The sequence below is a fragment of the Micromonospora sp. NPDC049240 genome (assembly GCF_040647835.1).
Taxonomy (GTDB): domain Bacteria; phylum Actinomycetota; class Actinomycetes; order Mycobacteriales; family Micromonosporaceae; genus Micromonospora.
This window is the reverse complement of sequence record NZ_JBEZCX010000006.1, coordinates 115,538-139,002: the sequence shown is the minus strand read 5'-3', so window position 1 is coordinate 139,002 and position 23,465 is coordinate 115,538. Positions and strand designations below refer to the sequence as shown.

The window sequence follows — 23,465 nt, the reverse complement described above, 5'->3', positions numbered from 1 at the left end:
GCGCTACCCGAACTCGGTGTGCATGATGGCTTCCACCAGGACCTCGCCGGTGGACGTCAGCGTGACGGAGCCGGCGTCGCGGTCCGTGGTGAGCAGGCCGCGGCGCTGAAGGGCGGCGAAGGCGCCGCCCCACGGCTCGTCGAACAGCGACCGGCCCTCGAACCGTTCCCGGTGCAGGTCGTCCCGCAGCGGTTGCAGCGTCGACAGGGCCATCTTGATCGACCGGGACTCGGTGGCCAGGGGGCCGAACCGGGTGGCCGAGGCCAGCGGCAGCACACCGGCCTCCACCGCCTCGATGTAACGCCGCTCGTTGACCTCGGTCATCGCCTCGGAGCGTCGGCAACTGGAGCTGCCGCCCAGGCCGATGGCGACCTCGGCGTCCTGCCGGTCCTGGTCCACCATGATGGCCTTCCACATCTCCGGGGCGTGCCCGGCCCGGTGGAAGTACATGGTCGGGTGCTCCCGGTAGCCCGCCGCGGTCAACCCGCCGGCCAGCACGTCGCGCATCTGGTACTGCTCGCCGAGCGTGGGCCAGTGGTGGCCGGCGGCGGCGAGCCGGTCCCGGTAGCCGGCGAACTGCCAGGCGGCGGGCCGGTCACCGGCGACCCCGGTGCGGGTGTCGGCGTACGAGCGCAGGTGCAGCTTGGTGCAGACCAGGCCGGGCACCTCGTACTCCCGAACGGTGTCGAGGTCACGCCGCACGCTGTCGACGGTCTGGTCGAGCAGTCCGTACATCAGGTCGACGGTCACCCAGTCGAAGCCGAGCCGGCGGGTGTTCGCCAGGAACGCCCGGCACTCGACGGCCTCGTGCTCCCGCCCGGACAGCCGCAGCACCGGGTCGTCGAACGACTGCACCCCGCAGGACAGCTTGCGGCAGCCCTGCTCCAGCAGGAACTCCAACAGCGGCTCGGTGAAGGTGGTCGGGTCGCCCTCGAACCGGATGGCGGTGTCCGGGGCGAAGGCGAAGTTGCCGCGGTAGAAGTCGAGCAGCCGGGCCACCGCGTCGAGCGACATCAGGGACGGGGTGCCGCCGAAGACGTTGAACTCGCCGATCGGGGCGTCGCGGAGGTTCGGCACCCGGTCGAGCCAGAGCTGGGCCTCCCGGATGTTGAGGTCGACCCACCGGTCCACCTTGGCCCGGGTGACCGTCGGGTCGCCCTTCACCAGCACCACCGGGTACTGGCAGAACCGGCACCGGTAACTGCACGTCGGGATGTAGGACCACAGGTGGATGGGCCGGGTGTTCGCCAGTTGCGTGTTCAGGTCCTCGAGGAAGGAGTCCACGGGGGCGTCCGGGATGTCGCCGGGGAAGACGTGCGACCCGAACGGATCGAGGGCGACGTACTCGAGCAGCCGGCGGTTCTCCGGTGCGGCGAGCACGTCCACGACGGCGGGCCGCGGATGGCCGGGGTCGAGGTGGGACAGCGAGGCCAGCGCGTCCTCGTAGGCGTCGCTCATCAGAACACCCCTCCGTTGCCGAAGTAGTCGTGTGCCGCGCCGGATTCGCGGTCCTCGCAGTAGTGGCGGACGAAGTCGCGGAACCGCGCGGGATCGCCCTCCTCCCGGATCTCCTGAAGGCAGTCCGGCAGCGGCGGCGGATATCCGATGTCCGGCCCGACCGTGGCGCGGAGCCGGGCGAACAGCTCCGCCGCGAACTCGAAGTAGAGCCGGAAGCTGGGCGACTTGTAGGAGTGGATGGGGACGAAGTCGATCAACCGGCTCTCGGCCCTGATCTCGGCGATGCGGCGCGCCAGCCGGTCCGCCAGCGCGGGCGTGAAGAACTCGATCACCGCGCGCTCGTGGAGCAGGGCCGGGGTCAGCAACACCGGAAGGATCATGTTCTTCGGCACGAAGTCCTTGATCGAGAACTCCCAGGCCTGGACCGCCTCGTCCTCGGTGAGGTCGACGACCGGGGAGTGGTCGGCGTCCGGGCGGATGTCGCGCATGGTGATGATGCCGCCGGCGCCGTACGCCCGTCCGGCGATCACCTCGTCGATCGCGTGGTCGACCCGGCGAGGGTTGATCTCCACCCGGGACCGGGGCACGTACGTGATGTCGTCGCCGCTGGCCCGGACCAGGATGCCGAAGTCCCAGTCGTCGGAGAGGTGGTTGACGAACCGGCCGTCCTTGACCTGGTAGGACAGCTCGATGCCACCCACCCGCTCGTAGGCCTGCCGTTCCACCGCGAATCCCTTGCCGTCGGGGAAGCCGCCGAACAGGCCGAACGTCACCGCCCGGCACCGCAGCGTCCGGTCGATCGCGTCCCAGAGCAACGGCCGGTCGGTGAAGTGCTCCGGGTCGTAGTGGTAGTCGCAGACCCCGATCGCGGCCTTGCCGCCGTCCATCGCCGTCAGCAGCGCCGACAACCAGTACCTGTCGACGCGGCAGTCGGCGTCCGCCGAGACGAGGTAGAACGGGGGCAGGTCGGTGTCGGTGGCGTCGCGCCGGCGGGCCCGCTCGGCGGCGAGGTCCATGCCGGCCTTCCGGGCGCACGACACGCCCTGCGCGGACTCCCCGATGACGTGCACGCGCAACCCCGGATGGGCGGCGGCCAGTCGGCGGGCCCGGGCCACGGTGTCGTCGGTCGAGTTGTTGTCGACCAGCAGCACGTCGAACAGCGCCCGGTCGAGGGGGCCGTCCGGCCCGCGTTGGCCGGCCAGCGATCCGAGCACCGCGGCGAGGTTGGCCGCCTCGTTGAGCACCGGCAGGACGACTGTCATCCGGGTTTCCGCCGTCAGGGCGGGCACGGCGGCCCGCCCGGCCCGGCCGTACACCTCGGGGGCCGCCGGCCCGGGCCGGCGGGCGGGCGGCGGTGCGGCGCCGAGCAGCTCGTCCACCAGCTCCGTGGCCCGGTTGGCGGCGAAGTAGCGCTTGCCGCGGGTGTGGTTGAAGGCCGCCACCCGGCGGTGCAGGACCGGATTGGTGAGCAGTTCGGCGACCTCGGCGACGAAGGCGTCGGTGATCGGCGCCTCATCGGTGGGGGTCACGTCGAGCACCGGGGCGTGCAGCCCCTTGCTGCCGTACACGGCGTCGTACATCTCGTAGCGGGTGGTCAGGTAGGGCACCCCGGAGGCGATCGACTCGCCGATCGGGTTCCCGTAGCTCTCGTAGTCGTACGAGGTCAGGAACGACGTCAGGTCGGCCTGCGCGAGCAGGTCCGCCACCGTGTGGCCGCGTTCCGGGCCGGGGGGCACGTCACGGGGCGCCAGCCGGCCACCGAAGACCACCCGGTGGGCGACCTGCCGGTGTTCGGCGTACGCCCGCAGCGCCGCGGCGGTGGCCGGGTGTTCGGTGGGATCGCCGGCGACGAACAGGTGGACCGGCCGGTCGACCCCTCGGTCGGCGAACCACCGGATCAGCCGGGCGAGCAGGTCGATGTCACGGTCGATCCGCTTCTGCGGCACCAGCCGGGTGAAGCGCGCGATCAGGGCCGCGTCGTCGGGGATCCCGTGGTATGCCCGGAACCGGCCGTCGACCAGGGCCGGCTCCGCCGGCTCGAACCGGAACGAGTTGTGCAGCACGCGGATGTCCCGCAGCCCGGGTGACCAGTCCAGGGTGCGTCGGCGGGCCTGCTCGTGCAGGGCGAGGTAGCGGATGTGCGGCGAGTCGACCGGGCGCACCGCGTGCGGGTAGGGCGGAACGCCGTACTTCCCGGTGGCCGGCTCACTGGTCCACATCAGGTCGTGGTCACGCCACAGCACGTAGGTGCCCAGGCCCGTCTCCCGGCCGTACCGTTCGATGGCGCGGTAGAGCGCCCGGGTGTACGCGACGTTCTCCGGCAGCGTGCCGTTCTCCACCAGCACGGCCGTCACCGAGTGGCGACGCCAGGTGGCGACGATCCGGTCGGCGATCGCGTCGCTGACCGCGTCGGTACGGGACGGCAGGGGGTGGCCGTGGCGTACCGCGTGCAGCGTGTCGCGGACGAACGCCGGGTCGTAGCCGGCGACGTCGGCGAGCCCGTCCACCCGGGTCAGCTCGATCCAGGACGGCAGGCATCGGGCCTCGTCGGTGTAGGGATCGAAGAAGCGGTTCTTGTCCTCCTTGATGTCGTACCCGATGTCCAGCAGCACGCGGTGGCCGCGTTGGCGGAACACGTCGGCGAGCTTGACGAACTCGACCACGATTCCGGACATCGGCGTGCCGTCGAAGGAGACACCCCAGAGGACGGCGGTCTTCGGCGCGCTCGACGGTGGGGTGTCGAGGGGCAGGTGCATCCGGATCTCCCTGGTCCGAAGGGCACGGACGGCGATCACGCCCCGCAGCGGTGGCGATCTGCCGAGCCTACGACGACCCGCCGCCTGATGCGCTGCGGCCGATCGGCCGGCAGGTGAACCAGTTTCCTAGGACGCACTACGGATGGTGCGCCGTCCGACATGGCAATGATCACAGTCCGTCCACAGTGCCCTGCGGAGGGTCACCGTCGTGGGATCATCGATCCGCGTTACGTCACTGTGGGGCGTCGGGTGGTGGGGGGAACATGCCGACAAGTCAGGTGCAGCGTGACCGGTTCGGGGCGGTGCTCAGGGCGTTCCGTCTGGAGCGAGGGCTGACCCAGGAGGAGCTGGCCGAGGCGGCCGGCTCCAGCGTCCGCGGCATCCGCGAGATGGAACGCGGTCGGGTCCGCAACCCGCAACGGCGCACGGTGGTGCTGCTCGCCGACGCGCTGCGGCTGGCCGGGGCGGACCGCGACCGCTTCGTCGCCCTGGCCCGGGCCGAGCGGCAGTCGTCCGACCGTCCGGTCGGGCCGGACGACCACCCGGCGGTGGCCGTGCCCGGGGAACTCCCGGCGCCCCTGCCGGACCTGGCCGGCCGCGCGGAGATCCTGGACCGGCTCGCGACGCTGGCCGCCGACGTCGCCGCCGGGCGACCGGACACCGCCTCGGTGGTGGTGGTGCACGGCCCGCCGGGGATCGGCAAGACCAGCCTCGCCGTCGCGGCCGGTCAACGACTCGGTCCGGCCTTCGCCGGCGGGCAGCTCTTCGTCGACCTGCGGGGTGGCCCACCGGCCGGACCGGTCGACCCGGCCGAGGCGCTGGCCGGGTTGCTGCGGTCGCTCGGGGTGCCGGACAGCCGGGTACCGGTGTCCCCGGCCGAACGGGGTGGGCTGTTCCGCACGCTCTCGCGGGACCGGCCGCTGCTGCTGGTCCTGGACGACGCCGCGGACGAGGCCCAGGTGCGTCCGCTGCTGCCGGCCGGGCACCGGTGTCTCGTGCTGGTCACCTGCCGGCGTCCGCTGACCGGTCTGGCCGGCGCGGTCCGGCAGCCGCTCGACCTGCTCTCGCCGGCGGCCGGTCGACTGCTGCTCACGGCGATCGTCGGCGCCGACCGGATAGCCGCCGAGCCGGCCGCCGCCGATCAACTCGTCAAGCTCTGCGGCCGGCTGCCGCTGGCCCTCCGGATCGCCGGCAACCGCCTCGCCAGCCGACCGGAGTGGACGGTCGGCCGGCTCGTCGACCTGCTCCACGACCAGCGCCGGCGGCTGACCGTGCTGACCGCCGGTGACCTGGACGTCCGGTCCGCGTTCGAGGTCTCCTACCGGCAACTGGACCCGATGACCGCACGGGTGTTCCGACGTGCCTCGCTGATTCCCGGCGCCGACTTCGCCGCCGCGCTGGTCGCCGCCGTGGCCGGCACCGACGAGGAAACCGCGTCGGCGGCGTTGGAGGAGCTGGTCGAGGCCGGGGTGCTCCTGACCGTGGGGGACCGTTACCAGTTCCACGACCTGGTTCGGCTCTACGCCTCCGAGCGCCTCGACGCCGAGGAGCACCGGGGCTCCCGGACCAGGGCGCACGACCGGATGGTCGACTGGCTGCTGTGGCGTACCCGGCAGGCCGGTGCGATGTTCGAACCGGTCGCCTGCCGGGCCGACTCCGAGTTCGACGACGACCGGGCGGCGGCGTACTGGCTGGACCGGGAGTCCGGCAACTGGCTGGCGGCGCTGCGCGACGCGTCCCGGCGCGGTCGGCACGCCGACGTGGTCGCGGTCGCCCGGGCGCTGCACTGGTATTCCGACGCCAACAGCCACCGGCACTCCTGGGACGAGATCTTCTCGCTGGGCCTGGCCGCGGCCCAGGCCGCCGGCAGTCCGCACGACGAGGCCGTGCTCCTGAACTTCCTGGGGTGGGCCCGCTACTTCTGCCGGGACCGCAACACCGACGGGCTGGCCGCCTTCGGCCGGGCGCTGGACCTGGCCCGGCGGATCGGGGACCGCCGCGAGGAGGCGTGGGCGCTCACCTACCTCGCCGCGATCCAGGTCCGGACCGGGGACGGCGGGTCGGCCATCGACCACAGCCACCGGGCGGTGGGCCTGTTCCGCGAGATCGGGTACGCGCTCGGCGAGTACAGCGCGGCGAGCGTGCAGGGCGCCGCGCTGGCCGCGCTCGGCCGGTTCGCCGAGGCGGCCGGGGTGCACCGCGAGGTGCTGGCGTTCTACGGCCGGGGCAACGGCCTCAGCCGTACCGGCGCGGCGGTGGCCCGGGCCGGCGCGATGATGAGCCTGGGGGCGGACCTGGCCGGGATGGGTCGGTGGTGGGACGCCGCCGACCAGTACGACCGTGCCCGCCGGGTGTTCCAGCGGTGCGGCGCGACGTTCAGCGAGGCCAACGCCGTGCACCGGTACGGGCTCGCGCTTCAGGCGTTGGGCGGGGCGAAGGCGGCGGCCGACGCGCTGCGGGCGGCGTTGGCCCTGTACGCGGCGCTGTCCTGCCCGTGGTGGGAGGCGCAGACGCTGCACGCGCTCGCGGTCCTGGCCGACGCGAACCCGGACCTGGGCGACGACGCCGGCCGGCTGAGTCGGCGGGCGCTCGACAGGTGCGGCGAACTGGACGCCCCCGAGGTGCGGACGCTGCGCGCCACGCTGCGCCGGGAACTGGTCCAGGGTCTGGTGCGGCGGAACCGGCCGGCCTGAGCGGACCGGCCCGGGCCGGTCCGGCACGACGGCCGGGCCCCGCCGACGGTGCGGCGGGGCCCGGGTCGGTGGACGAGGTCAGTTGCAGGTGGTGCCGTTGAGCGTGAACGGCGCCGGCACGGCGGGGGAGCCGTCGGCGGTGAAGCCGACGTTCACGGCGCCCCCGGTCGGGATGGCGGCGTTGTGCCCCTCGTTGGTGACGGTCACCGCCGGGCCGGTCTGCTGGAAGACGCCGTTCCAGTGGCCCTGTACGACCTGGCCGCCGGGGAAGGTCCAGCCCAGCGACCAGCCGTTGACGGCCGGGCCGTCGTTGTAGACGGTGACGCTGGCGGCGTATCCGGTGCTCCACGAGTTGGTGACGACGAAGGAGACCCGGCAGGTGCTGGCGCTCGCCGTCGCCGGCACGAGGTTGCCGTAGTCGTCGCGGGCGGTGGCGAAGTCCTGGAAGCCGAAGCCCGGGCCCGCCGACCGGGTGGTGGTGCCGGCGGCGAGCACGGTGCCGTCGGCGTTGACGGCGTAGACCGGACCGCCGCTGTCGCCGCCCCGGGCGGCCTCGTCGCCGTCGAGCTGGGTGGCCTCGACGAGGTCCTCGATGTCGTCGTAGTGGAATTCGACCCGCAGGTTGCAGACCGGGCCGCCGAGTTCGCCGGCGGAGGTGTACCCGGACTGGCACAGCAGTTGGCCGGGGAAGACCTCGGTCCAGCCGGCCACCCGGGCCCGGACCTCGTCGTGCTGGCCGCCGACGTAGATGTGGTCCCCGGGGGCGGACGTCGAAATGATCATCGTGTCGTGGTCGTCGTTGCTGTCGACCGCGTAGCCGACGAGCGTGCCGGTGCCGGTGGACGTGTTCCAGCCGACGTGCCAGGGCGAGCCGACGGCGCCGCAGTGCTCGGCGGTGAGGACGTAGCCGGCGTTGGTGTCCGCGTTGCGGACGCCGAAGCCGGCGGTGCACCCGGGGGTGGTGAACCCGATGCCCGCGCCGCCGTCGAACGGCGCGGCGTCGTTGGCCCGCGACCGGGGCACCATCCGGTCGCGGGTGACCACGCTGGTCCGGACGCCGGTGGCCGGCAGCTTCGGCAGCGCGGCGCCCGGGGTGCGGTCGACGGCGATCTCGATGCCGCTGCCGTCGGTGCGCAGTCGCACCGAGCGGCCGGCGCCCGCCGGGCCGGCCTCCACCACCGGGGTGAGTCGGGCGGCGGCCTTGCGCAGGTCGGCGCGGGACCAGGTGGCGTCGGCCACCTGGACCGGCGCGGTGCGGCGGGCGGCGGTGACGGCTGCCGTGACGTCGGCGGGTGGCGCGCCCTTCCACCACAGGGTGACGTGGTCGTCGACCAGGCCGATGCCGGCGTAGCCGCGGGCCGGTGCGCGTTCCACCGCGGTGCGGATGACGTTGGCGGCGTCGACGAGCGGGGCCTGGGCGACCATCCGGTCCACGGTCCGGGCCGGGATGACGTCGAGGATGGTGCCGGGGGCGCGGGTGGCCTCCGGCCGGTCGGACGCCGCGTGTCCGGCGAGGGGCCCGGTGAGCGTCGTCGCGCCGATCACCGCTCCGGCGACCACCGTACGGGCGATCGCTTTCCGAATGTGTGTCATGACGCCGAGTCAAGCAACGCCCGATGTGGGGGGACAGGCAGGACGTCCGGCAGGAGTCAACCTGCCGGGGAACGGCCGGTGCCGTCGGCCGTGGCCCGGCCCTGTCCCCGGCGACGCCGTCGTGCCAGCTCCCCGGCGGCGGCCGGCCAGTGGGGGTGGGTGAACGTGAACCCGGCGTCGGTGAGTCGTCCCGGGGTGACCCGCCGACTCTTCAGCAGCAGTTCGGTGTCCGACCGGAGCGCGAACGCGCCGAGCTCCGCCATCCATCCGGTGGCGGGCAGGCCGACGGGCATCCGCCAGGCCGACCGGAGCGCGCGCATGAACTCCCGCTGCGGCAACGGGTGCGGCGCGGCCAGGTTCACCGTCCCGGCGAGGTCCTCGCGGGCGATCAGGAAGCGGACGGCGCGGACGAAGTCCCGGTCGTGGATCCAGGAGACGTACTGCCGGCCGCCGGCGACCGGTCCGCCGAGGCCGAGCCGCGCCAGCCAGCTCAGCACGTCGAACACGCCACCACGGTCGGGGCTCATCACCATGGCCGACCGCAGTGCGACCTTGCGCGTGTGGGGAGTCGCCGCCTGTTCCTGCGCGGCCTCCCAGTTCCGGGCGATCTGGACGCTGTACGCCCAGTATCCGGGCACGCCGTGCTCGTCGCCGCCGATCACGCCGGCGTGCTCGTCGTTGGCGGCGTCGAAGCGGTGCGCGTAGATCGTCGCGGTGCTCATCTGCAACCACACCCGGGGCGGTCGGGCCGCCCGGCCGATGGCCTCGCCGACCACCCGGGTGGACTCCACCCGGGACCTCATCATGGCGTCGAGGTTCGCGGCGGTGTACCGGCAGCTCACACTGCGTCCCGCCAGGTTGACGACCACGTCGCTGCCGTCGATCCGCTCGGCCCAGTCGCCGAGCGTGGCGCCGTCCCACCGGACCTGACGCGGACCCGCCGGCGAGCGGGTCAGCAGCACCACGTCGTGGCCGTCGGCGGTCAACGCCCGATCCAGGACGGTGCCGATCTGCCCGGTGCCGCCAGGAATGACGACCTTCATGGTCCCTCCTCGCCCGACCTTGTTTGAACGTGTTCAACTTATCCTCGAGCGGTCGGGTGGTCAAGATCGACCGAGGTGTGGGACATGTTGGCGATCATCGATATCTGCGGGCATCGTCGAGGTATGACAGGCGTCTGCTCGTCCTCGCTGTTCCGCCGTCCACGGTCGGGTCTGCTGGCCGCCCTCGTGCTGGTGACCGCGGTGCTCGGCACCACGCTGAGCACCACACCGGCGGTCGGGTCCTCGGCGCCGACCACGGCGCCGAGCACGCCGAGCACCACGCCCTTCCCGCCTAGCCCGCCCACGAACCTGGCCGCCAGCGAGGTACGCAGCGTGTCGGTCACCCTCACCTGGACCGCCGCCACCCCCGGCTGCTGCCCCGTCGCCGGCTACGACATCACGTACTACAAGCCGTTCGACGACGTCCTCTACAGCGCCAGCGTCGGGGACGTCACCACCACCACCATCACCGGCTACGTCCAGCCCGGTCGCCAGTACTCGTTCCGGGTGGCCGCCCGGGACAGCCTCGGACACCGCTCCGGCTCGTCGGACACGGTGACCGTGGTCACCCCGGTGACGGACACCGGCCCGGACACCACGCCGCCGAGTGCCCCCCGGAACCTGACCGTCGGCGAGGTGACCGGCACGACCGCCGCGCTGTCCTGGTCGCCGTCGACCGACGACGTCGGCGTGCTCGGATACGACGTCTACCGGTTCGACGGCTGGTTCACCTCGACGCGCGTCGCCACCGTGGCGGGCACGACCTACACGGCGGCGCTGCCCCCGTCGACGCCGCTGCGCAACCTGTACTACGTGCGGGCCCGGGACGCGGTGGGCAACGTGTCGATCGCGTCCAACACGGTCACCCTGCCCACGGCGGACACCCCGCCCACCCCTCCGCCGTCCACCTGTCGGGTGAGCTATCGCAACGAGTCCGAGTGGCCGGGCGGATTCGTGGCCACCGTGACGGTCCGGAACACCGGGGCAGCGTCGATCGACGGCTGGACCGTCACCTTCACCTTCCCCGGAGACCAGCAGGTCACCTCGGGATGGAACGCCACGGTCGGGCAGACCGGCGCCACCGTGACCGCCCGCAACGTCGACTGGAACCGGACGCTCGCGCCGAACGGCTCCGCGACCTTCGGCCTCCAGGGCCGGTGGAACGCCAGCGACACGGCGCCGACCGGCTTCTCGCTGAACGGCGCCCCGTGCGCCGTCGGTGCGTGAGGGGCAGGGCAGTGAGCATCCGTGCCGCCGTACCCCACCGCCGCCCCCGGGCCCTGGCCGCGGCCGTCGCGGCCGGCGTCCTCGCCGTCACCGCCACGCTCGGCGGCCCGCCCGCGCCGGCCACCGCCGCGAACACGCTCAGCATGCGGGGCGCCGACGTCTCCTCCTTGCAGCGCAGCCTGGACCTGGGCGCGAGGTACTACGACGCCGGCGGTGTCGCCCGCGACCCCCTGGACATCCTGAAGTCCGTCGGCGTCAACTACGTCCGGCTGCGCGTCTGGAACAACCCGGCCAGCGGCTACAACAACAAGAGCCGGGTGCTGACCCAGGCGAGCGCCGCCCGGGCGAAGGGCCTGAAGGTGCTCATCGACTTCCACTACTCCGACACCTGGGCCGACCCCGGCAAGCAGTACAAGCCGGCCGCCTGGGCCGGCCACAGCCTGAGCCAGCTACGGACCGACGTGTACGCCTTCACCTACGACGTCTGCGCCAGCCTCCGGGCGCAGGGCACCCCGCCGGACAGCGTGCAGATCGGCAACGAGATCAACGTCGGGATGCTGTGGAACGAGGGGAAGGTCGTCAACAACGACTTCGCGCCGCTGGCCGGCCTGCTGAAGCAGGGCTACCAGGCGACCAAGGCGTGCGGCGGCGACATCCCGGTGATGATCCACACCGCGGACGCCGACAGCAACGCCAACGCCCGCTGGTTCTACGACGGCATCCGCGCCCAGGGCGTGCAGTGGGACATCACCGCCCTGTCGTACTACTGCATGTGGCACGGCACGCTGGCGAACCTCTACCGGAACATCGTCGACCTGCGCGGTCGCTACGGCAAGCCGGTGGTGATCGTGGAGACCGCGTACCCCTTCACCCGCGACAACGCCGACAGTGAGCCGAACGCCATCGGCGACGCGACCTGTGACGGCATCGCCGCGACCTGGGCCGGGCAGGCCCAGGAGTTCGACTGGGTGCAGAACACCGCGCGCAACGCCGGCGCCATCGGGGTCTTCTACTGGGAACCGACCTGGTACGCCGTGCGCGGCAACGGCTGGGACCCGGCCGACATCAACGGCACCGGCAACCAGTGGGACAACATGGCCGTCTTCGACTGGTCCGGGCGGGTGAACCCGGGCGTACGCTGGACGCCCTGACCTGCCCGGACCGGTCGCGCCGGTGACCGGCGCCCGCGGCGAGTGGCACAGGTCACAGCGGATCGGGACCCGGGACGGCCCGGGTGGTCGTCTTACCGGACGTGAGCAGAGGCATGGACGCGGCAGACGAGGGCGAACTCGTCCGACGTGTGGCCCGTGGCGACCGGCGGGCGTTCGACGAGCTGTACCGACGTACCGCGCCCTGGCTGGAGGTGCGGCTGCGCCGCCGGTGCGCGGACCCGGACGTGGTCGCCGAGGTGTTGCAGGACACCTACCTGGCGGTCTGGCGGGCGGCGGACAGCTTCGCCGGTGCCCGGGGTGGCAGCGGTGGCGGGGCGCGGGGGAGCGCGGTGGGCTGGCTGTGGACCATCGCCGCCCACCGCCTGGTCGACGCGTTCCGTCGTCGGGCCCGCACGGCGCAGGTGCCGCCGGTGCCGCTCACCCCGAGCACCGCGCCCGCCGCCGAGGACGAGGTGATGGCGGCCCGGGTCGGCCAGGAACTCGAGCAGGCGCTGCTCGTCCTGCCGCCCGAGGTCCGGGCCGCGCTGCGGGCCACGGTCCTCGACGGGCTCTCCCCGCGCGAGGCGTCGGTGCTGCTGGGCGTGCCGGAGAACACCGTCAAGTCCCGCGTACGCCGAGCCCGGATCGCCCTACGGGAGGCGCTGTCATGAGCAACCACCCCAGCCTGACCCAGCTCCAGCGCTACGCCGCCGGAGCACCCGACCTCGACGAGCCCGGCGTCTGGGCGATCGAGGTGCACCTCGAGGACTGCGCCGACTGCCGGGCCCGGCTGGCCGGCAGCACCACCGCGGCCACCCGGGCCGTGCTCGAACGGGTGGCGACGGCCCTGGACCGGGAGATCTCGGCGGCACCGGCTCCGGTCGCCGCCCGCCGGTCCTGGTCGGTGCTGCGCCACCGCTGGTTCGTCGGCACGCTGCTGCCGTGGCTGGCCATGACCGTCGTGGTGTTGGCCTGCGCCGCGCTGCTCGGCGTGCTGTGGACCGGCCAGCCCTCGCTGGTGCTGCTGGTCGCACCGCTGGCGCCGTTGCCGGGGGTGGCGGTCGCCTGGCACCGACGGGCCGACCCGGCCTGGGAGCTGATCGCCGCCACACCCGCCGCCGGGCTGACCATGCTGCTGCGGCGGACGGCTGCGGTGCTGGCGTGCGTCGTTCCCGCGCTCGCCCTGGTCGGCGCCGGCATCGGGGTGTCGATGGCCCTGATGCTGCTGCCCTGCCTGGCGTTCGCCGCCGCCGCGCTGCTGCTGGGCACGCTCGTCGGGGTGCGCCGGGCCGCGATCGGCCTGATCGCCGCCTGGACGCTCGTGGTGATCGCACCCAGCTTCGCCACCGCCCGGATGCCGGTGCTGCTGGCCGCGGGGAGCACAAGCGGTTGGGCGTTGGCCACGGCCCTGCTGACCGTCCTCGCCCTGCTCCGGCTCGACGGCTTCCGGCGACTTTCCCTCCGCGACTAGTCACCGCGACCACCGATGGAGATGATGATGCGTGCTGTGCGCGCGGTCGAGACGACCGCCACCACCCACCCCTGGGCGATCCACGCGACGGGGCTGCGGGTCCGGGCCGGGCGACACCTGGCCGTCGACGGCCTCGACCTGACGCTGACCACCGGCGTGCACGGACTGCTCGGCCCCAACGGCGCCGGGAAGACCACCCTGATGCGCGCCCTGGCGACCGTGCTGACCCCGGCCGGGGGGCGGCTGACGCTGCTCGGGCATCCGGTCGACGGGCGCGCCGACCTGCGACCGGTCCGCCGCACGCTGGGCTACCTGCCGCAGCAGTTCGGCTACTACCCACGGTTCACGGTCCGTGAGTTCGTCGCGTACATGGCCTGGCTCAAGGAGATGCCGAAGGCCGGCATCCCGGCGGCGGTGCAGCGGGCCGTCGACCGGGTCGGGCTGACCGCCAAGGCCGACGCCCGGTTGAAGACGCTCTCCGGTGGCATGCTGCGTCGCGCCGGCATCGCCCAGGCCATCGTCAACGATCCCCGCCTCCTGCTGCTCGACGAGCCGACCGTCGGTCTCGACCCGGAACAGCGCCTCGACTTCCGTGAGCTGCTGCGTGACCTCGGCACCGACAGTTGCGTGCTGGTCTCCACCCACCTGGTCGAGGACGTGGCGGCGGCCTGCACCGACGTCGTCCTGGTCAACGAGGGTCGGCTGGTGTGGCAGGGCACGCCCGAGGCGTTGAGCGCGCAGGGCGACCAGGGCCACGCCGGCGACAGCGCGGCCGAGCGCGGCTACTCCGCGCTTCTCCGCCGGCACCGCGCGGAGGCCGCCCGATGAGCATCCTGGGGATCGAACTGCGTCGTTCCGCCGCGGTCGGCGGCGCGCTGGTCGCGGTGGTGGTCGGCGTCGGCGCACTCTACGGCGCGACCGGTCGGTGGTCGAGTGGCTGGATGGCGTTGGCCATGACCGTCCGGGAGTACCTGCTCCTGCTGTGGCCGCTGGCCCTCGCCGCCGGGGCCTGGCAGGGGCGCCGGGAGCACCGGGCGAAGGTGACCGAGTTGTTCGCCACCACCGCCCGGCCCCGCGCCGCGCGGATGCTGCCGGTGCTCGGCGCGACGGCGCTCACCTTCGCGCTCGGCTACCTGGTGGTGACCGCCGCCGGCCTCGCCCGGATCGCCCCCACCGCCCCGTACCGGCCGGTGCCGACCTTCGCGGTGGTCACCGGCGTCGGCGCGCTCTCCCTGGTCGCCGCGGTGTGGCTCGGCCTGGGGATCGGGCGGATGCTCCCCGCCCTGGTGACCGCCCCGGCGCTCGCGGTGGGCGGCGTGCTCGTCGTCTTCTTCAGCGCCGTCGGACCCGCGGACCGGCAGGCGGCGGCCCTCTCGCCGGTCCACGGCTCGGGTCGGTTCCACGACTACCAGACGATCGACAGCCGGGTCAGCGGCGCGCTCGCGATCTGGTTGGCCGCGCTCGCCGTCACCGGTCTGCTGCTGTTCGTGGCCGGCGGCTGGCGGACCCGGACGGCGGCGGTGCTGCCGGTGGTGCTCGGGCTCGTCGCGGCGACCGCTGTCGTCCCCCGCGACCGGGACGCGCTGAACTGGCCGGTGGACCCGGTCGCCCGGGAGTTGGTGTGCACCGGTGACACGCCCACGGTCTGCGTCAGCCGGGTCCACGCGAACGTGCTCGGCACGTTGACCCCGCCGGCCCGGCAGGGGCTGGCCGCGCTGGCGAAGCTGCCGGACGCGCCGAGCGCCGTGCACGAGGACACCCGCACGATCGGGGACGACGGGTGGCCGGTCGCCCGGCACGGTGTCGTCACGATCGAGGTCCGGATCGACGCAGACGGCGGACTCGCCCACCCGGCCGCCGTGGTCAACCAGGTCGTCAGGGGACTGGGCGTGGCGTACGACGGGCGGTGCGAGCAGCGCAACGAGGTGGTCGAGCGCGCGGCGGCCTACTGGCTCCTGGGCCGCGAGCCGCGGTCCGACGTCGGTCTGGTCCCCGGAATGATCGAGGAGGATCCCGGGATCAACGCCGAGGCGGTCACCCTGTGGCAGGGGCTGCGGGCACTGCCCGACGGGGAGGCGCTGGCCCGGGTCACCGCCGTCCGCGACGCGCTCCGGGCCTGCCGGGACACCACCGGGATGCTGTCCGGGAGCGCCAGGTGACCTGGACGCTGCTGTACCTGCGCTCGCGACGCGTACCGCTGGCCCTGGCCGCGGCCCTCGGCGGCGCGGCGGCGGTCTGGGCGCTGTGCCTCGCCTTCGCCACGGAACGCGACGCCACCCCCATGGTGGTCGTGATGACGGTGACGCTGATGGTCGTGGTGCTCGCGCCCACGCTCGCCGGCCCCGACGAGAGCCTGGACCGGACGGCCTCGATGCGGTGGCCCCGGCGGCGCGCGGTGCACCTGCTGGCCGGCCTCGTGGTCGTCCTGCTGGTGCTGCTCGCCACCCGGCACACCGGCGCCCGGTTCGGGCCCGCCGGGATGGTGGTCCGCGACGCCGCCGGGCTGCTCGGGCTGACCGCGCTGTGCGCGACGGTGCTCGGTGCCGCCCGGTCGTGGTTCGTGCCGCTGGCCTGGACCGCCGTCGCGACCCTGTATCCGCAGGGGGGCGCCGGGGGAGCGGTCGCGACGTGGCAGGCCCAGCCGGCCGACAGCCGGGCCGCCGCGCTGACGGCGGTGGCGCTCGCCCTCGGCGGGCTGATCGCCTACCCGGCCGCCGGCCCGGCCCGCGGCCGACCGTCCGAGTAGTCCGAGCTTCCGCGACACGCGGGCTGCCCCGGGCCGGGTCAGGCGCCGGCGCCGCCGTCCACCGGCAGGATCGCGCCGGTCACCATGCAGGCGCGGTCGCTGAGCAGCCAGGCGGCGGCTTCGGCGACCTCCCGCGGCTCGGCCATCCGCCCGAGTGGACTGCTGGCGTCGATCCTCTCCCGGACGCCCGGGGACGCCGCCTGCCAGGCGTCGATCATCTCGGTCTCGGTGCGCCCCGGTACGGAGCGCACGCTGACCGCGCGCCGGGCCTCGACCGTGGGGATTGTGTCGACCTTCATCGATGAGTAACGTGGCGCACCGATGTGACTACTCAACGCTTCAATCGGAGGTGGTCCATGTGATGGGTGCCGTGGAGGCGGAACTGCCGCTCTGGCCGCCGGTCAATCCCACCCGAGGTCCGTTCGCCCCGCTGGACGAGGCGGAGCGCCAGCGTTACGCCGGCCCGGTGAGACGGGTGCGCCTGCCCACCGGGGCCGCGGCCTGGCTGGTCACCCGGCATGCCGACGTCCGTCGAATGCTGCGGCACCCCGCCTTCAGCGCCGACTTCAACCGCCCCGGCTTTCCGTTGCTGCGCCCGTTGCCGCCCCAGGCGCCCGAGGAGGGCAAGGGCATGTTCTTCCAGATGGACGGCACCGAGCACGCCCGGCTGCGCCGGATGCTGACCGCCGAGTTCATGATCAAGAATGTCCGTCGGATCGAGCCGCTGATCCGGCGTAGCGTCGAGGAGTCGCTCGACGCCCTGGCCGCCGCCGGGCCCCCGGCCGATCTGGTGTCGACCTTCGCCCTGTCCCTGCCGTCCATGGTGATCTGCCACCTGCTCGGCGTCCCCTACGCCGACCACGACTTCTTCCAGACCCGCAGCCGCTCTCTGCTCGATCACGGGATGCCGCCGGAACGGCTCCGGCACGCGTTCGGGGAGCTGCGTGACTACCTCCGGGCGCTGATCGACGCCAAGCGGGCCCGGCCCCAGGGGACGGACGATCTGCTCGGCCGGCTGATCCGGGAGCGGGTCGAGCCGGGGGAACTCGACGTGGACGAGCTGGCCGGGATGGCGATGCTGCTGCTCGTCGCCGGTCACGAGACCACCGCCAACATGATCGGGCTGAGTGTCCTGCTGCTGACCCGGGAACCCGGGCGGTACGCGCTCCTGCGCGACGAGCCCGACCGGACGGCGGATCTGGTGGAGGAGCTGCTGCGTTACCTGAGCGTCGTGCGGACCGGGGTGCTCCGGGTGGCCACCGAGGACGTCGAGATCGGCGGCCGGGCGATCCGGGCCGGCGAGGGCGTGATCGCCCTGATCGCCCTGGCCAACCGGGACGACGAGGTCTTCGACGACCCGGACCGGTTCGACCCGTACCGGCAGGCGCACCAGCAGGTGGCCTTCGGGTTCGGGGTGCACCAGTGCATCGGGCAGCCGCTGGCCCGCGCCGAGTTGCGCATCGCGCTGTCGGGGCTGGCCCGCCGCTTTCCCGACCTGCGCGTGACGGCCGCCCCGGAGGAGTTGAGCACCCGGGACAACTCGATCGTCTTCGGTCTCGACGCGCTGCCGGTGACCTGGTGACCGCCGCCGGCGGCCCCGTCGGCGAGGAGCGGACGGTGCGGGTGGAGGTGGACCGGGACGCCTGTTGCGGCTCGGGGAACTGCGTGCTCGCCGCGCCGGAGGTGTTCATTCAGGACGACGCGGACGGGCTGGTGCTGCTGCTGGCCGCCGCGCCGCCGGCGGAGTGCGCCGAGCGGGTGCGCCGCGCCGCCGACCTCTGCCCGGCCGGGGCGATCCGGGTCACCTGACGGGGACGTCCACGGCGGGATCGGGCGACACGCGGATGCACCGCCGGCCGGAAGACGACATGATGCAGGCCGGAGCGCGCACGCGGTCACCAACCGGAGGGGAACAATCGTGAACGACCTGCCCGAGTCGGCGTCGCCGGCCGAGACCGTGGCGATCGACCCGGCCGTGCCGCCCAGCGGACCGGGCTGCGTCGAGTGCGGGTCCACCGACGGGTGGTGGTTCCACCTGCGCCGCTGCGCGGCCTGCGGGCATGTCGGCTGCTGCGACTCGTCGCCCGGCCAGCACGCGACCGCGCACGCGGCCACCACCGGCCACCCGGTCGTGCAGAGCTTCGAGCCCGGCGAGTCGTGGTTCTGGGACTACTCCCGCGACCGGTTCCATGCGGGCGGGCCGGAGCTGGCCGAACCGCACGCGCATCCGCTCGACCAGCCGGCCCCGGGGCCCGAGGGTCGGGTGCCGGGCGACTGGCAGAGCCGGCTGCACTGAGCCGACCGGCGACGCGGGGACGGCGACGGCCGCCACGCCCGCGTGGCCGGCTCACTCCGGCTGCGGCACCAGCCCGGCCGCGCGGAACCACTGCCCAGCAGCACCGCCTCGGCGGCGGCCAGGAACTGTCCTGTCCACCGCAGATCCGCCGGCGAAAACCTTTTACACTTTCTCAACTCTTGTAAATATTTATCGCCGTCGTGATACTGGTGCCGGGTCCGGCAGCCGTCCCGGACCGGACGGGCCGGGCCAGCGAACCGGCCGGTCACCTCCTGGATGAGGAGCGCCCGATGCCGACTTCCCTCCGACGCCTCACCGGCCGACTGGCCGTGGTGGTGCTCGCCCTGACCGCCGTCCTGGTCGGCCCGGCCGCCGCGCAGGCCGCCACACCGGCCTGGCCGACCATCGGCGCCGGCATGTCCGGCGCCAACGTCGCCTCGGCCCAGTTCCTGCTCCGGCACCACGGCCAAACCCTGACCGTGGACGGCGCCTTCAGCGCCGGCACGACCGCGGCCACGCAGGCGTTCCAGTCCGCGAACGGCCTCACCGCCGACGGCGTCGTCGGCGCACTGACCTGGTCGCGGCTCGTCGTGACGCTGGACCCCGGCGCGAACAACAACGCGGTACGCGCGTTGCAGACCGCGTTGAACAAGTACGGGTACGGGTTGACTGTCGACGGGGCCTGGGGCGCCGGCACCACCGACGCGGTGACCGCCTTCAAGACCGGGCGCGGGCTCACCGGCGGCACCACCGTCGGCGCGACGACCTGGCAGTGGCTGCTCGGCGGGGGCGGTGGCGGTGGCCTCTACGCGCCGATCATCGACCGCTCGGTCCTGCCCCGGTCGGAGTACGACGACCCGCACCACGACTACCCGGCGATCGACCTGCCCACGGTGACCGGCGTGACCACGTACGCGATCACCGCCGGCACGGTCGGCTACGCGGGCGGCAGCTGCGGCAACGGCATCGGCCTCACCGCCGACGACGGCGCGTACTACCTCTACTGCCACCTGTCGTCCCGCGTGGTCGCGGCCGGGGCGCGGGTCAGCCCCGGGCAGGTCGTCGGCTACACCGGGGCCACCGGCAACGTGACCGGGCCGCACCTGCACCTGGAGATCCGGGTGAACGGCGCCAACCGCTGCCCGCAGCAGCTCCTGCTGGCCGTCTACGACGGTGTCGCCGTCCCGGCGCCCTCGGCGCTGCCCGCCACCGGATGTTTCTACTGACCGCCGTCGTTGTCGGGTCCCCCGACGCCCGGGTCCGGCGTCGGCGCGGGTCGCGGCCGGTGTAACGGTGATGAAACGGTCCTGTCGTTACTGTCCTGGTCCAGCGGCGCGCGCTTCGGAAACCCACCGTCTACGACAGGACTTCCGCCATGCGACGGACATTTCTCCGCGTACTCATGATCGCCGCCCTGGTGGCCGGCGGCCTCGGCCTCGGTGCGGGCGCCGCGCCGGCACCGGCCCTGGCGGCCTACGGTGCGGTCAAGTGGCCGGCGACCGGGGTGATCACCAGCAAGGTGGACGACCGGTGCCCCGGCTACGACAACCACGACGGCTACGACATCGCCGGCAACTACCGGTCGGTGATCTCGGCCGCCTACGCCGGGTCGGTGAGCTACATCGGCTGGGACGCCGGCGGCTACGGGAACTTCGTCATCATCACGCACACCAACGGCTGGAGCACCCTCTACGGTCACCTCGACGGGTTCGTCTCCCGGATGCGGGTGGGGGAGTACTTCAACCGTGGTGACGGCATCGGCTACATGGGTTACACCGGCGGGGTCTCGCCGCCCGGCATCGGCGGCACGCACCTGCACTTCGAGATGCTGCGCTACGACTCACCGCAGGTCTGGAACTCGGCCGGCACCTGTGGCCAGAGCGTGAGCCGGGGCAGCTCGATCCCGTTCGACTTCGCCGGCCTGAACTGACCGGTGACCGCCCGACGGCGGCGGGCGGTCACCCGCCCGCCGCCGTCACCTGTCGGGCGTCGCCCCGGCTGCCCACCGCGAGGTAGGTCCGCCGGGCGCGTGCCATGTCGCCCGCCAGCACCGCCTCCGCCGCCTGCCGCCACGGAGATTCGACGGGCGCGTGCCGGGCGAGGGCGCGCACGTCGAGGCCCGCCTCGCGCAACGCCAACGGCAGGTCGACGCCGAAGCTGCTGGTGAGCGCCGCGCCGTGCACCCGGTCCAGCAACTCCTCCGCCGTCGCGGTGATGCGGGCGCGCGGCCGGCCCAGGGCGATCCGCACCCGTAGCCGCTGCACCAGCGCGGGGCCGAGCAGCGTCGCCCCGCCGTCGCGCCGCGCCAGGCGTTCCGCCGCGCCGGAGTGCCGGTCGGCGGCCGGCAGGTCGCCCTGGTGCAGGGCCAGGCGCGACAGGACGACGTGCACCTCGGAGGCCATCCGGTGGTGGCGGTGCTCGCCGCGCAGGTAGCGGACGCCCGCGCCGCGCGCCGCGGTCCACCGGCCGCGCTGGAACGCCTCCCGCACCCGTTCGGCGACCAACCACGGCACGTCGGCGGTCGCCTCCTGCCCGCGGATGCTCCCCACGGCCAGTTCCCGGTAGGTGGCCGCCGGGCCGAGCCGCGCCCGCCGGTCCTCGGCGTCGGCCAGCGCGACCCAGAGCGTCGGAGGCACCCAGCCGAGACGGTCCCGGTACGCCTGTGTGAGGTGTGCGAGTTCGGCGACCACGTCCGCGTCCCCGGCGGTCAGGTCGACGAGCGCCAGGTTGGCACGGGCCCGCAGGTCCAGCGGCGTCAGGGACATCTGCCGGGCCCAGGCCAGCCCGAGCAGCCCCGCTCGCCGCGCCGCCCGGCCCCGGTCGCTGACCGCCAGGATCCCGCAGATGTTGACCAGGGCCGCCGCGCCGGCCGGGTCGGGCGCGCGGTCGTCGATCAGGTCGACGGCCTCCGCCACCCGCCGGAGGGCGGAGTCGTCGTCCCCGGGGCGGAGCCAGAGCACCCGGGCCTGCCAGGACAGCGCCTCGGCGGCCTGGTGCCGCCGGTTCTCCCGGCGGAACAGCGTCGCCGCGCGGGCCAGCTCGTCGAGCCCCGCGCCGGCCTGGTGGTAGCGGACCTCGCCGAGCCGCAGCAACGCCTCGGCGCGGGCGGCCGGGTCGCCACCGAGCCGCAGGGTGGCGGTGAGGCAGTGCGCCGCCCGCCGGTAGTCGCCCCGGTCGGCGATGTAGGCGCCGGCCTCGGTCAACGCCCGCAGCGCGGCTCGGCTCCCCGGCGTCGGCGACCGGTCGTCCGCGCCGGCCCGGATCACCTCGCGCGCCGACGGCGAGCTTCCCGGCAGCGGCTCGTCGTGGTCGAGGATCCGGCGGTACGTCCGCACCAGCGCGGTGCTCGGCTCCACCCCGAGGTCGTCGCGCAGCCGCCGGCGGAAGGCCCGATGGGCGGTGACGGCCTCGTCGTACCGGCCGGCGAGCGACAGCGCGCGCAGGTGCAGGTCGTGCACCCACTCGGCGGTGGGTTCCTGCGCGGCGAGGGCGGCCAGGTCGGGCAGGACCGTCCGGTGGTCGCCGAGCCGCAGGCGCGCGTCGAACGACATCCGCCGCAGTTCCCGCACCTCCTCGCCGACCGCCACGAGTTCGGGCCACCGGTCCGGATCCGACCAGACGCCCTGGCACGGCGCACCGCGCACCAGCGCCGACGCGCGGTCGAGCAGGTCCACGGCCAGGGCCAGGTCCCCGCTCGCCTCGGCGCGACGGGCCTGGTCCCGAAGCTGACGCAGGTCGGCGAGATCGCTGCTCCCCGGGCCGAGGTCCCACCGGTAGCCGTCGGCGGTGCGGCGCAGGCCGGCGTCGGCGTCGGGACCGGCGGTCCGAAGCCGCTGCCGGAGCCGGTGCACGAGGACGCGGATCGCGCCGCGGTCCACGTCGTGGCGCTCGGACCACACCCGGGCCGAGAGCGCGGACAGGGGCACGCCGGCCGCGTACCGCAGCGCCAGCGCGGCCACGAGCGCCCGCTGTCGCGGGCCCGGCCCGAGCACGTCGGTCCCGTCGACCCGTACGTGCAGCGGGCCCAGGACCCCGCACCACAGCGGGGGACGGCTCCCGGGCTCGTCGCGCCCGGTCGTCGGATTCGGGTCGGGCCGGTCCCACGCCAGCCGCCCAGGGCCCCTGTCCATCGATGCACCTCGACGTCAAGTCTAGGCGTCGCCGGGGCCGGTCCCGTCCCTTGACATGCGGACCGGCAGGAAGATGGCGTTCCGGCGCGACGCCGAGATGAACCCCGACCGCAACCCGGAACTCCTGGAGACCGTCCTCCGTGTCGGACAGTGTAGAGGCCGGACGGTGGCGCGGGGCCGGCCCGCAGCCGCGGACCGGCCCCCCCGCGGCACCCGGTGGATCAGACGCAGTCGGCGGTGATCTGGTCGTCGGCCAGGATCACGCCGTACCCGCCGCCGCACTGTCAGTTGCCGTCGCGGTAGGTGGCGCCTGGCGCGTGCCGGCCCGGCCGCGCCGGTCAGACGCCGTCGGGGCCCTGTCGGCGCAGGTCGTCGACAGTGGTCATGGCCTGTCGTAGCTGGGTCAGCCAGTCGTCGGTGTGCCGGCCGACGAGCCGGACGCACCAGGCCAGCGCCTCCGAGCGGGAACGGGCGACGCCGGCGTCCACCAGGGTGTCGAGGATCTGCCGCTCCGGCTGGCGGAGCCGGGTCATCACCGGCGCGGCGAGGTGGGAGAACAACTGCTCGGTCGCCCCGCAGCGCACCCCCCAGCTCACCTTGCGCTGGTAGCGGTGCTCGACCTGGCGGGCGACGCGGATGCGGTCGTCGCGGGTGTCCTCCCGGAACCGGAGTATCCGCCCGGCCTGGGCGGCGGTGCGGTCGGCGTCGGTGACGTCGGCGGCGAGTTGGGGTTCGGGCAGGCGGCCCCAGATGGTGATCTCGTCGCGGTCGATCACGACCTGCGGTGGCTCGGAGAACCATCCGTCCGGGGTCACGCCGGTGATCCAGCCGGTGGCGTCGGCGGTGGATTCGGGTCGGGCGTGGGGCGGGGTGTGGCGAGGGGACATGACGACTCCTTTGC

Annotated in this window: 20 protein-coding genes; 13 read left to right on the top strand and 7 right to left on the bottom strand. The window is 73.9% G+C overall.

The genetic code is table 11. The features are described from left to right. Positions 1 to 3 precede the first annotated feature (3 nt). Both AB0B02_RS11155 and AB0B02_RS11150 read right to left on the bottom strand, forming a co-directional pair. Positions 4 to 1,458: a radical SAM protein gene (locus tag AB0B02_RS11155; RefSeq protein WP_357299376.1), complete on the bottom strand. Its 1,455-nt coding sequence runs from the start codon at positions 1,456 to 1,458 to the stop codon at positions 4 to 6. Further along, the gene (locus AB0B02_RS11150; RefSeq protein ID WP_357299372.1) at positions 1,458 to 4,214 is read right to left on the bottom strand and encodes a glycosyltransferase; all 2,757 of its coding nucleotides are present in this window, start codon (positions 4,212 to 4,214) and stop codon (positions 1,458 to 1,460) included. Before AB0B02_RS11150 ends, AB0B02_RS11155 begins: the two co-directional genes overlap by 1 nt. Positions 4,215 to 4,477: 263 nt before the next feature. On the opposite strand from AB0B02_RS11150, the gene AB0B02_RS11145 reads away from it, so the two are divergent. Beyond that, positions 4,478 to 6,907, top strand: coding sequence for a helix-turn-helix domain-containing protein (locus AB0B02_RS11145; RefSeq protein WP_357299369.1), 2,430 nt, complete (start codon positions 4,478 to 4,480; stop codon positions 6,905 to 6,907). A 78-nt stretch (positions 6,908 to 6,985) separates the two neighbouring features. On the opposite strand, the gene AB0B02_RS11140 is transcribed toward AB0B02_RS11145, so the two are convergent. Both AB0B02_RS11140 and AB0B02_RS11135 read right to left on the bottom strand, forming a co-directional pair. Next, positions 6,986 to 8,500, bottom strand: a complete 1,515-nt coding sequence (locus tag AB0B02_RS11140; protein WP_281942409.1) for a cellulose binding domain-containing protein — start codon at positions 8,498 to 8,500, stop codon at positions 6,986 to 6,988. A gap of 56 nt (positions 8,501 to 8,556) precedes the next feature. After that, a complete protein-coding gene (locus AB0B02_RS11135; RefSeq protein ID WP_357299365.1) occupies positions 8,557 to 9,543 on the bottom strand; it encodes a TIGR01777 family oxidoreductase in 987 nt (328 codons plus the stop codon). Positions 9,544 to 9,666: 123 nt separating this feature from the next. On the opposite strand from AB0B02_RS11135, the gene AB0B02_RS11130 reads away from it, so the two are divergent. The 7 genes from AB0B02_RS11130 to AB0B02_RS11100 all read left to right on the top strand — a co-directional run bounded on the left by AB0B02_RS11130 (position 9,667) and on the right by AB0B02_RS11100 (position 16,138). Further along, positions 9,667 to 10,770, top strand: coding sequence for a cellulose binding domain-containing protein (locus AB0B02_RS11130; RefSeq protein ID WP_357299361.1), 1,104 nt, complete (start codon positions 9,667 to 9,669; stop codon positions 10,768 to 10,770). An 11-nt stretch (positions 10,771 to 10,781) separates the two neighbouring features. Further along, the gene (locus tag AB0B02_RS11125; RefSeq protein WP_357299358.1) at positions 10,782 to 11,921 is read left to right on the top strand and encodes a glycosyl hydrolase 53 family protein; all 1,140 of its coding nucleotides are present in this window, start codon (positions 10,782 to 10,784) and stop codon (positions 11,919 to 11,921) included. A 113-nt stretch (positions 11,922 to 12,034) separates the two neighbouring features. Continuing rightward, positions 12,035 to 12,592 (top strand): sigma-70 family RNA polymerase sigma factor, encoded by a 558-nt coding sequence (locus AB0B02_RS11120; protein ID WP_281942401.1) that lies wholly within the window; start codon positions 12,035 to 12,037, stop codon positions 12,590 to 12,592. Beyond that, entirely contained in the window at positions 12,589 to 13,392 is an 804-nt protein-coding gene (locus AB0B02_RS11115) for a hypothetical protein (protein WP_357299354.1), read from the top strand. The genes AB0B02_RS11120 and AB0B02_RS11115 overlap by 4 nt, the downstream gene beginning before the upstream one ends. Before the next feature lie 27 nt (positions 13,393 to 13,419). After that, positions 13,420 to 14,220 (top strand): ABC transporter ATP-binding protein, encoded by an 801-nt coding sequence (locus tag AB0B02_RS11110; protein WP_357299351.1) that lies wholly within the window; start codon positions 13,420 to 13,422, stop codon positions 14,218 to 14,220. After that, positions 14,217 to 15,551, top strand: coding sequence for a hypothetical protein (locus tag AB0B02_RS11105; protein WP_357299348.1), 1,335 nt, complete (start codon positions 14,217 to 14,219; stop codon positions 15,549 to 15,551). The genes AB0B02_RS11110 and AB0B02_RS11105 overlap by 4 nt, the downstream gene beginning before the upstream one ends. Beyond that, positions 15,548 to 16,138, top strand: a complete 591-nt coding sequence (locus tag AB0B02_RS11100) for a hypothetical protein (RefSeq protein ID WP_281942394.1) — start codon at positions 15,548 to 15,550, stop codon at positions 16,136 to 16,138. Before AB0B02_RS11105 ends, AB0B02_RS11100 begins: the two co-directional genes overlap by 4 nt. 38 nt (positions 16,139 to 16,176) lie before the next feature. On the opposite strand, the gene AB0B02_RS11095 is transcribed toward AB0B02_RS11100, so the two are convergent. Next, on the bottom strand, positions 16,177 to 16,437 hold the full coding sequence (locus AB0B02_RS11095) for an SDR family oxidoreductase (RefSeq protein WP_357299344.1): 261 nt from the start codon (positions 16,435 to 16,437) through the stop codon (positions 16,177 to 16,179). A gap of 62 nt (positions 16,438 to 16,499) precedes the next feature. On the opposite strand from AB0B02_RS11095, the gene AB0B02_RS11090 reads away from it, so the two are divergent. The 5 genes from AB0B02_RS11090 (at position 16,500) to AB0B02_RS11070 (ending at position 20,364) form a co-directional block, all read left to right on the top strand. Then, the gene (locus tag AB0B02_RS11090; RefSeq protein ID WP_357299341.1) at positions 16,500 to 17,720 is read left to right on the top strand and encodes a cytochrome P450; all 1,221 of its coding nucleotides are present in this window, start codon (positions 16,500 to 16,502) and stop codon (positions 17,718 to 17,720) included. Further along, the gene (locus AB0B02_RS11085; protein WP_357299338.1) at positions 17,717 to 17,947 is read left to right on the top strand and encodes a ferredoxin; all 231 of its coding nucleotides are present in this window, start codon (positions 17,717 to 17,719) and stop codon (positions 17,945 to 17,947) included. The genes AB0B02_RS11090 and AB0B02_RS11085 overlap by 4 nt, the downstream gene beginning before the upstream one ends. 109 nt (positions 17,948 to 18,056) lie before the next feature. After that, a complete protein-coding gene (locus AB0B02_RS11080) occupies positions 18,057 to 18,434 on the top strand; it encodes a UBP-type zinc finger domain-containing protein (protein WP_357299335.1) in 378 nt (125 codons plus the stop codon). A 290-nt stretch (positions 18,435 to 18,724) separates the two neighbouring features. Next, positions 18,725 to 19,660 (top strand): peptidoglycan-binding protein, encoded by a 936-nt coding sequence (locus tag AB0B02_RS11075; protein ID WP_357299332.1) that lies wholly within the window; start codon positions 18,725 to 18,727, stop codon positions 19,658 to 19,660. 149 nt (positions 19,661 to 19,809) lie between these two features. Beyond that, positions 19,810 to 20,364: a M23 family metallopeptidase gene (locus tag AB0B02_RS11070; protein ID WP_281942378.1), complete on the top strand. Its 555-nt coding sequence runs from the start codon at positions 19,810 to 19,812 to the stop codon at positions 20,362 to 20,364. A gap of 28 nt (positions 20,365 to 20,392) precedes the next feature. Here the strand turns inward: AB0B02_RS11070 and AB0B02_RS11065 are convergent, their stop codons facing one another. Together AB0B02_RS11065 and AB0B02_RS11060 are read right to left on the bottom strand one after the other, a co-directional pair. Then, positions 20,393 to 22,564: an AfsR/SARP family transcriptional regulator gene (locus AB0B02_RS11065; RefSeq protein ID WP_357299328.1), complete on the bottom strand. Its 2,172-nt coding sequence runs from the start codon at positions 22,562 to 22,564 to the stop codon at positions 20,393 to 20,395. A gap of 338 nt (positions 22,565 to 22,902) precedes the next feature. Then, positions 22,903 to 23,451 carry a hypothetical protein gene (locus tag AB0B02_RS11060; RefSeq protein ID WP_357299325.1) on the bottom strand — a complete coding sequence of 183 codons (549 nt, stop codon included), beginning with the start codon at positions 23,449 to 23,451 and terminating at the stop codon, positions 22,903 to 22,905. Positions 23,452 to 23,465 lie beyond the last annotated feature (14 nt).

Coding starts and splice junctions, on each gene's coding strand:
- AB0B02_RS11065 (WP_357299328.1), bottom strand. CDS start 22,564: ATGGACAGGGGCCCTGGGCGGCTGGCGTGGGACCGGCCCGACCCGAAT.
- AB0B02_RS11075 (WP_357299332.1), top strand. CDS start 18,725: ATGCCGACTTCCCTCCGACGCCTCACCGGCCGACTGGCCGTGGTGGTG.
- AB0B02_RS11105 (WP_357299348.1), top strand. CDS start 14,217: ATGAGCATCCTGGGGATCGAACTGCGTCGTTCCGCCGCGGTCGGCGGC.
- AB0B02_RS11150 (WP_357299372.1), bottom strand. CDS start 4,214: ATGCACCTGCCCCTCGACACCCCACCGTCGAGCGCGCCGAAGACCGCC.
- AB0B02_RS11060 (WP_357299325.1), bottom strand. CDS start 23,451: ATGTCCCCTCGCCACACCCCGCCCCACGCCCGACCCGAATCCACCGCC.
- AB0B02_RS11095 (WP_357299344.1), bottom strand. CDS start 16,437: ATGAAGGTCGACACAATCCCCACGGTCGAGGCCCGGCGCGCGGTCAGC.
- AB0B02_RS11115 (WP_357299354.1), top strand. CDS start 12,589: ATGAGCAACCACCCCAGCCTGACCCAGCTCCAGCGCTACGCCGCCGGA.
- AB0B02_RS11140 (WP_281942409.1), bottom strand. CDS start 8,500: ATGACACACATTCGGAAAGCGATCGCCCGTACGGTGGTCGCCGGAGCG.
- AB0B02_RS11110 (WP_357299351.1), top strand. CDS start 13,420: ATGCGTGCTGTGCGCGCGGTCGAGACGACCGCCACCACCCACCCCTGG.
- AB0B02_RS11120 (WP_281942401.1), top strand. CDS start 12,035: ATGGACGCGGCAGACGAGGGCGAACTCGTCCGACGTGTGGCCCGTGGC.
- AB0B02_RS11130 (WP_357299361.1), top strand. CDS start 9,667: ATGACAGGCGTCTGCTCGTCCTCGCTGTTCCGCCGTCCACGGTCGGGT.
- AB0B02_RS11090 (WP_357299341.1), top strand. CDS start 16,500: ATGGGTGCCGTGGAGGCGGAACTGCCGCTCTGGCCGCCGGTCAATCCC.
- AB0B02_RS11135 (WP_357299365.1), bottom strand. CDS start 9,543: ATGAAGGTCGTCATTCCTGGCGGCACCGGGCAGATCGGCACCGTCCTG.
- AB0B02_RS11145 (WP_357299369.1), top strand. CDS start 4,478: ATGCCGACAAGTCAGGTGCAGCGTGACCGGTTCGGGGCGGTGCTCAGG.
- AB0B02_RS11155 (WP_357299376.1), bottom strand. CDS start 1,458: ATGAGCGACGCCTACGAGGACGCGCTGGCCTCGCTGTCCCACCTCGAC.
- AB0B02_RS11070 (WP_281942378.1), top strand. CDS start 19,810: ATGCGACGGACATTTCTCCGCGTACTCATGATCGCCGCCCTGGTGGCC.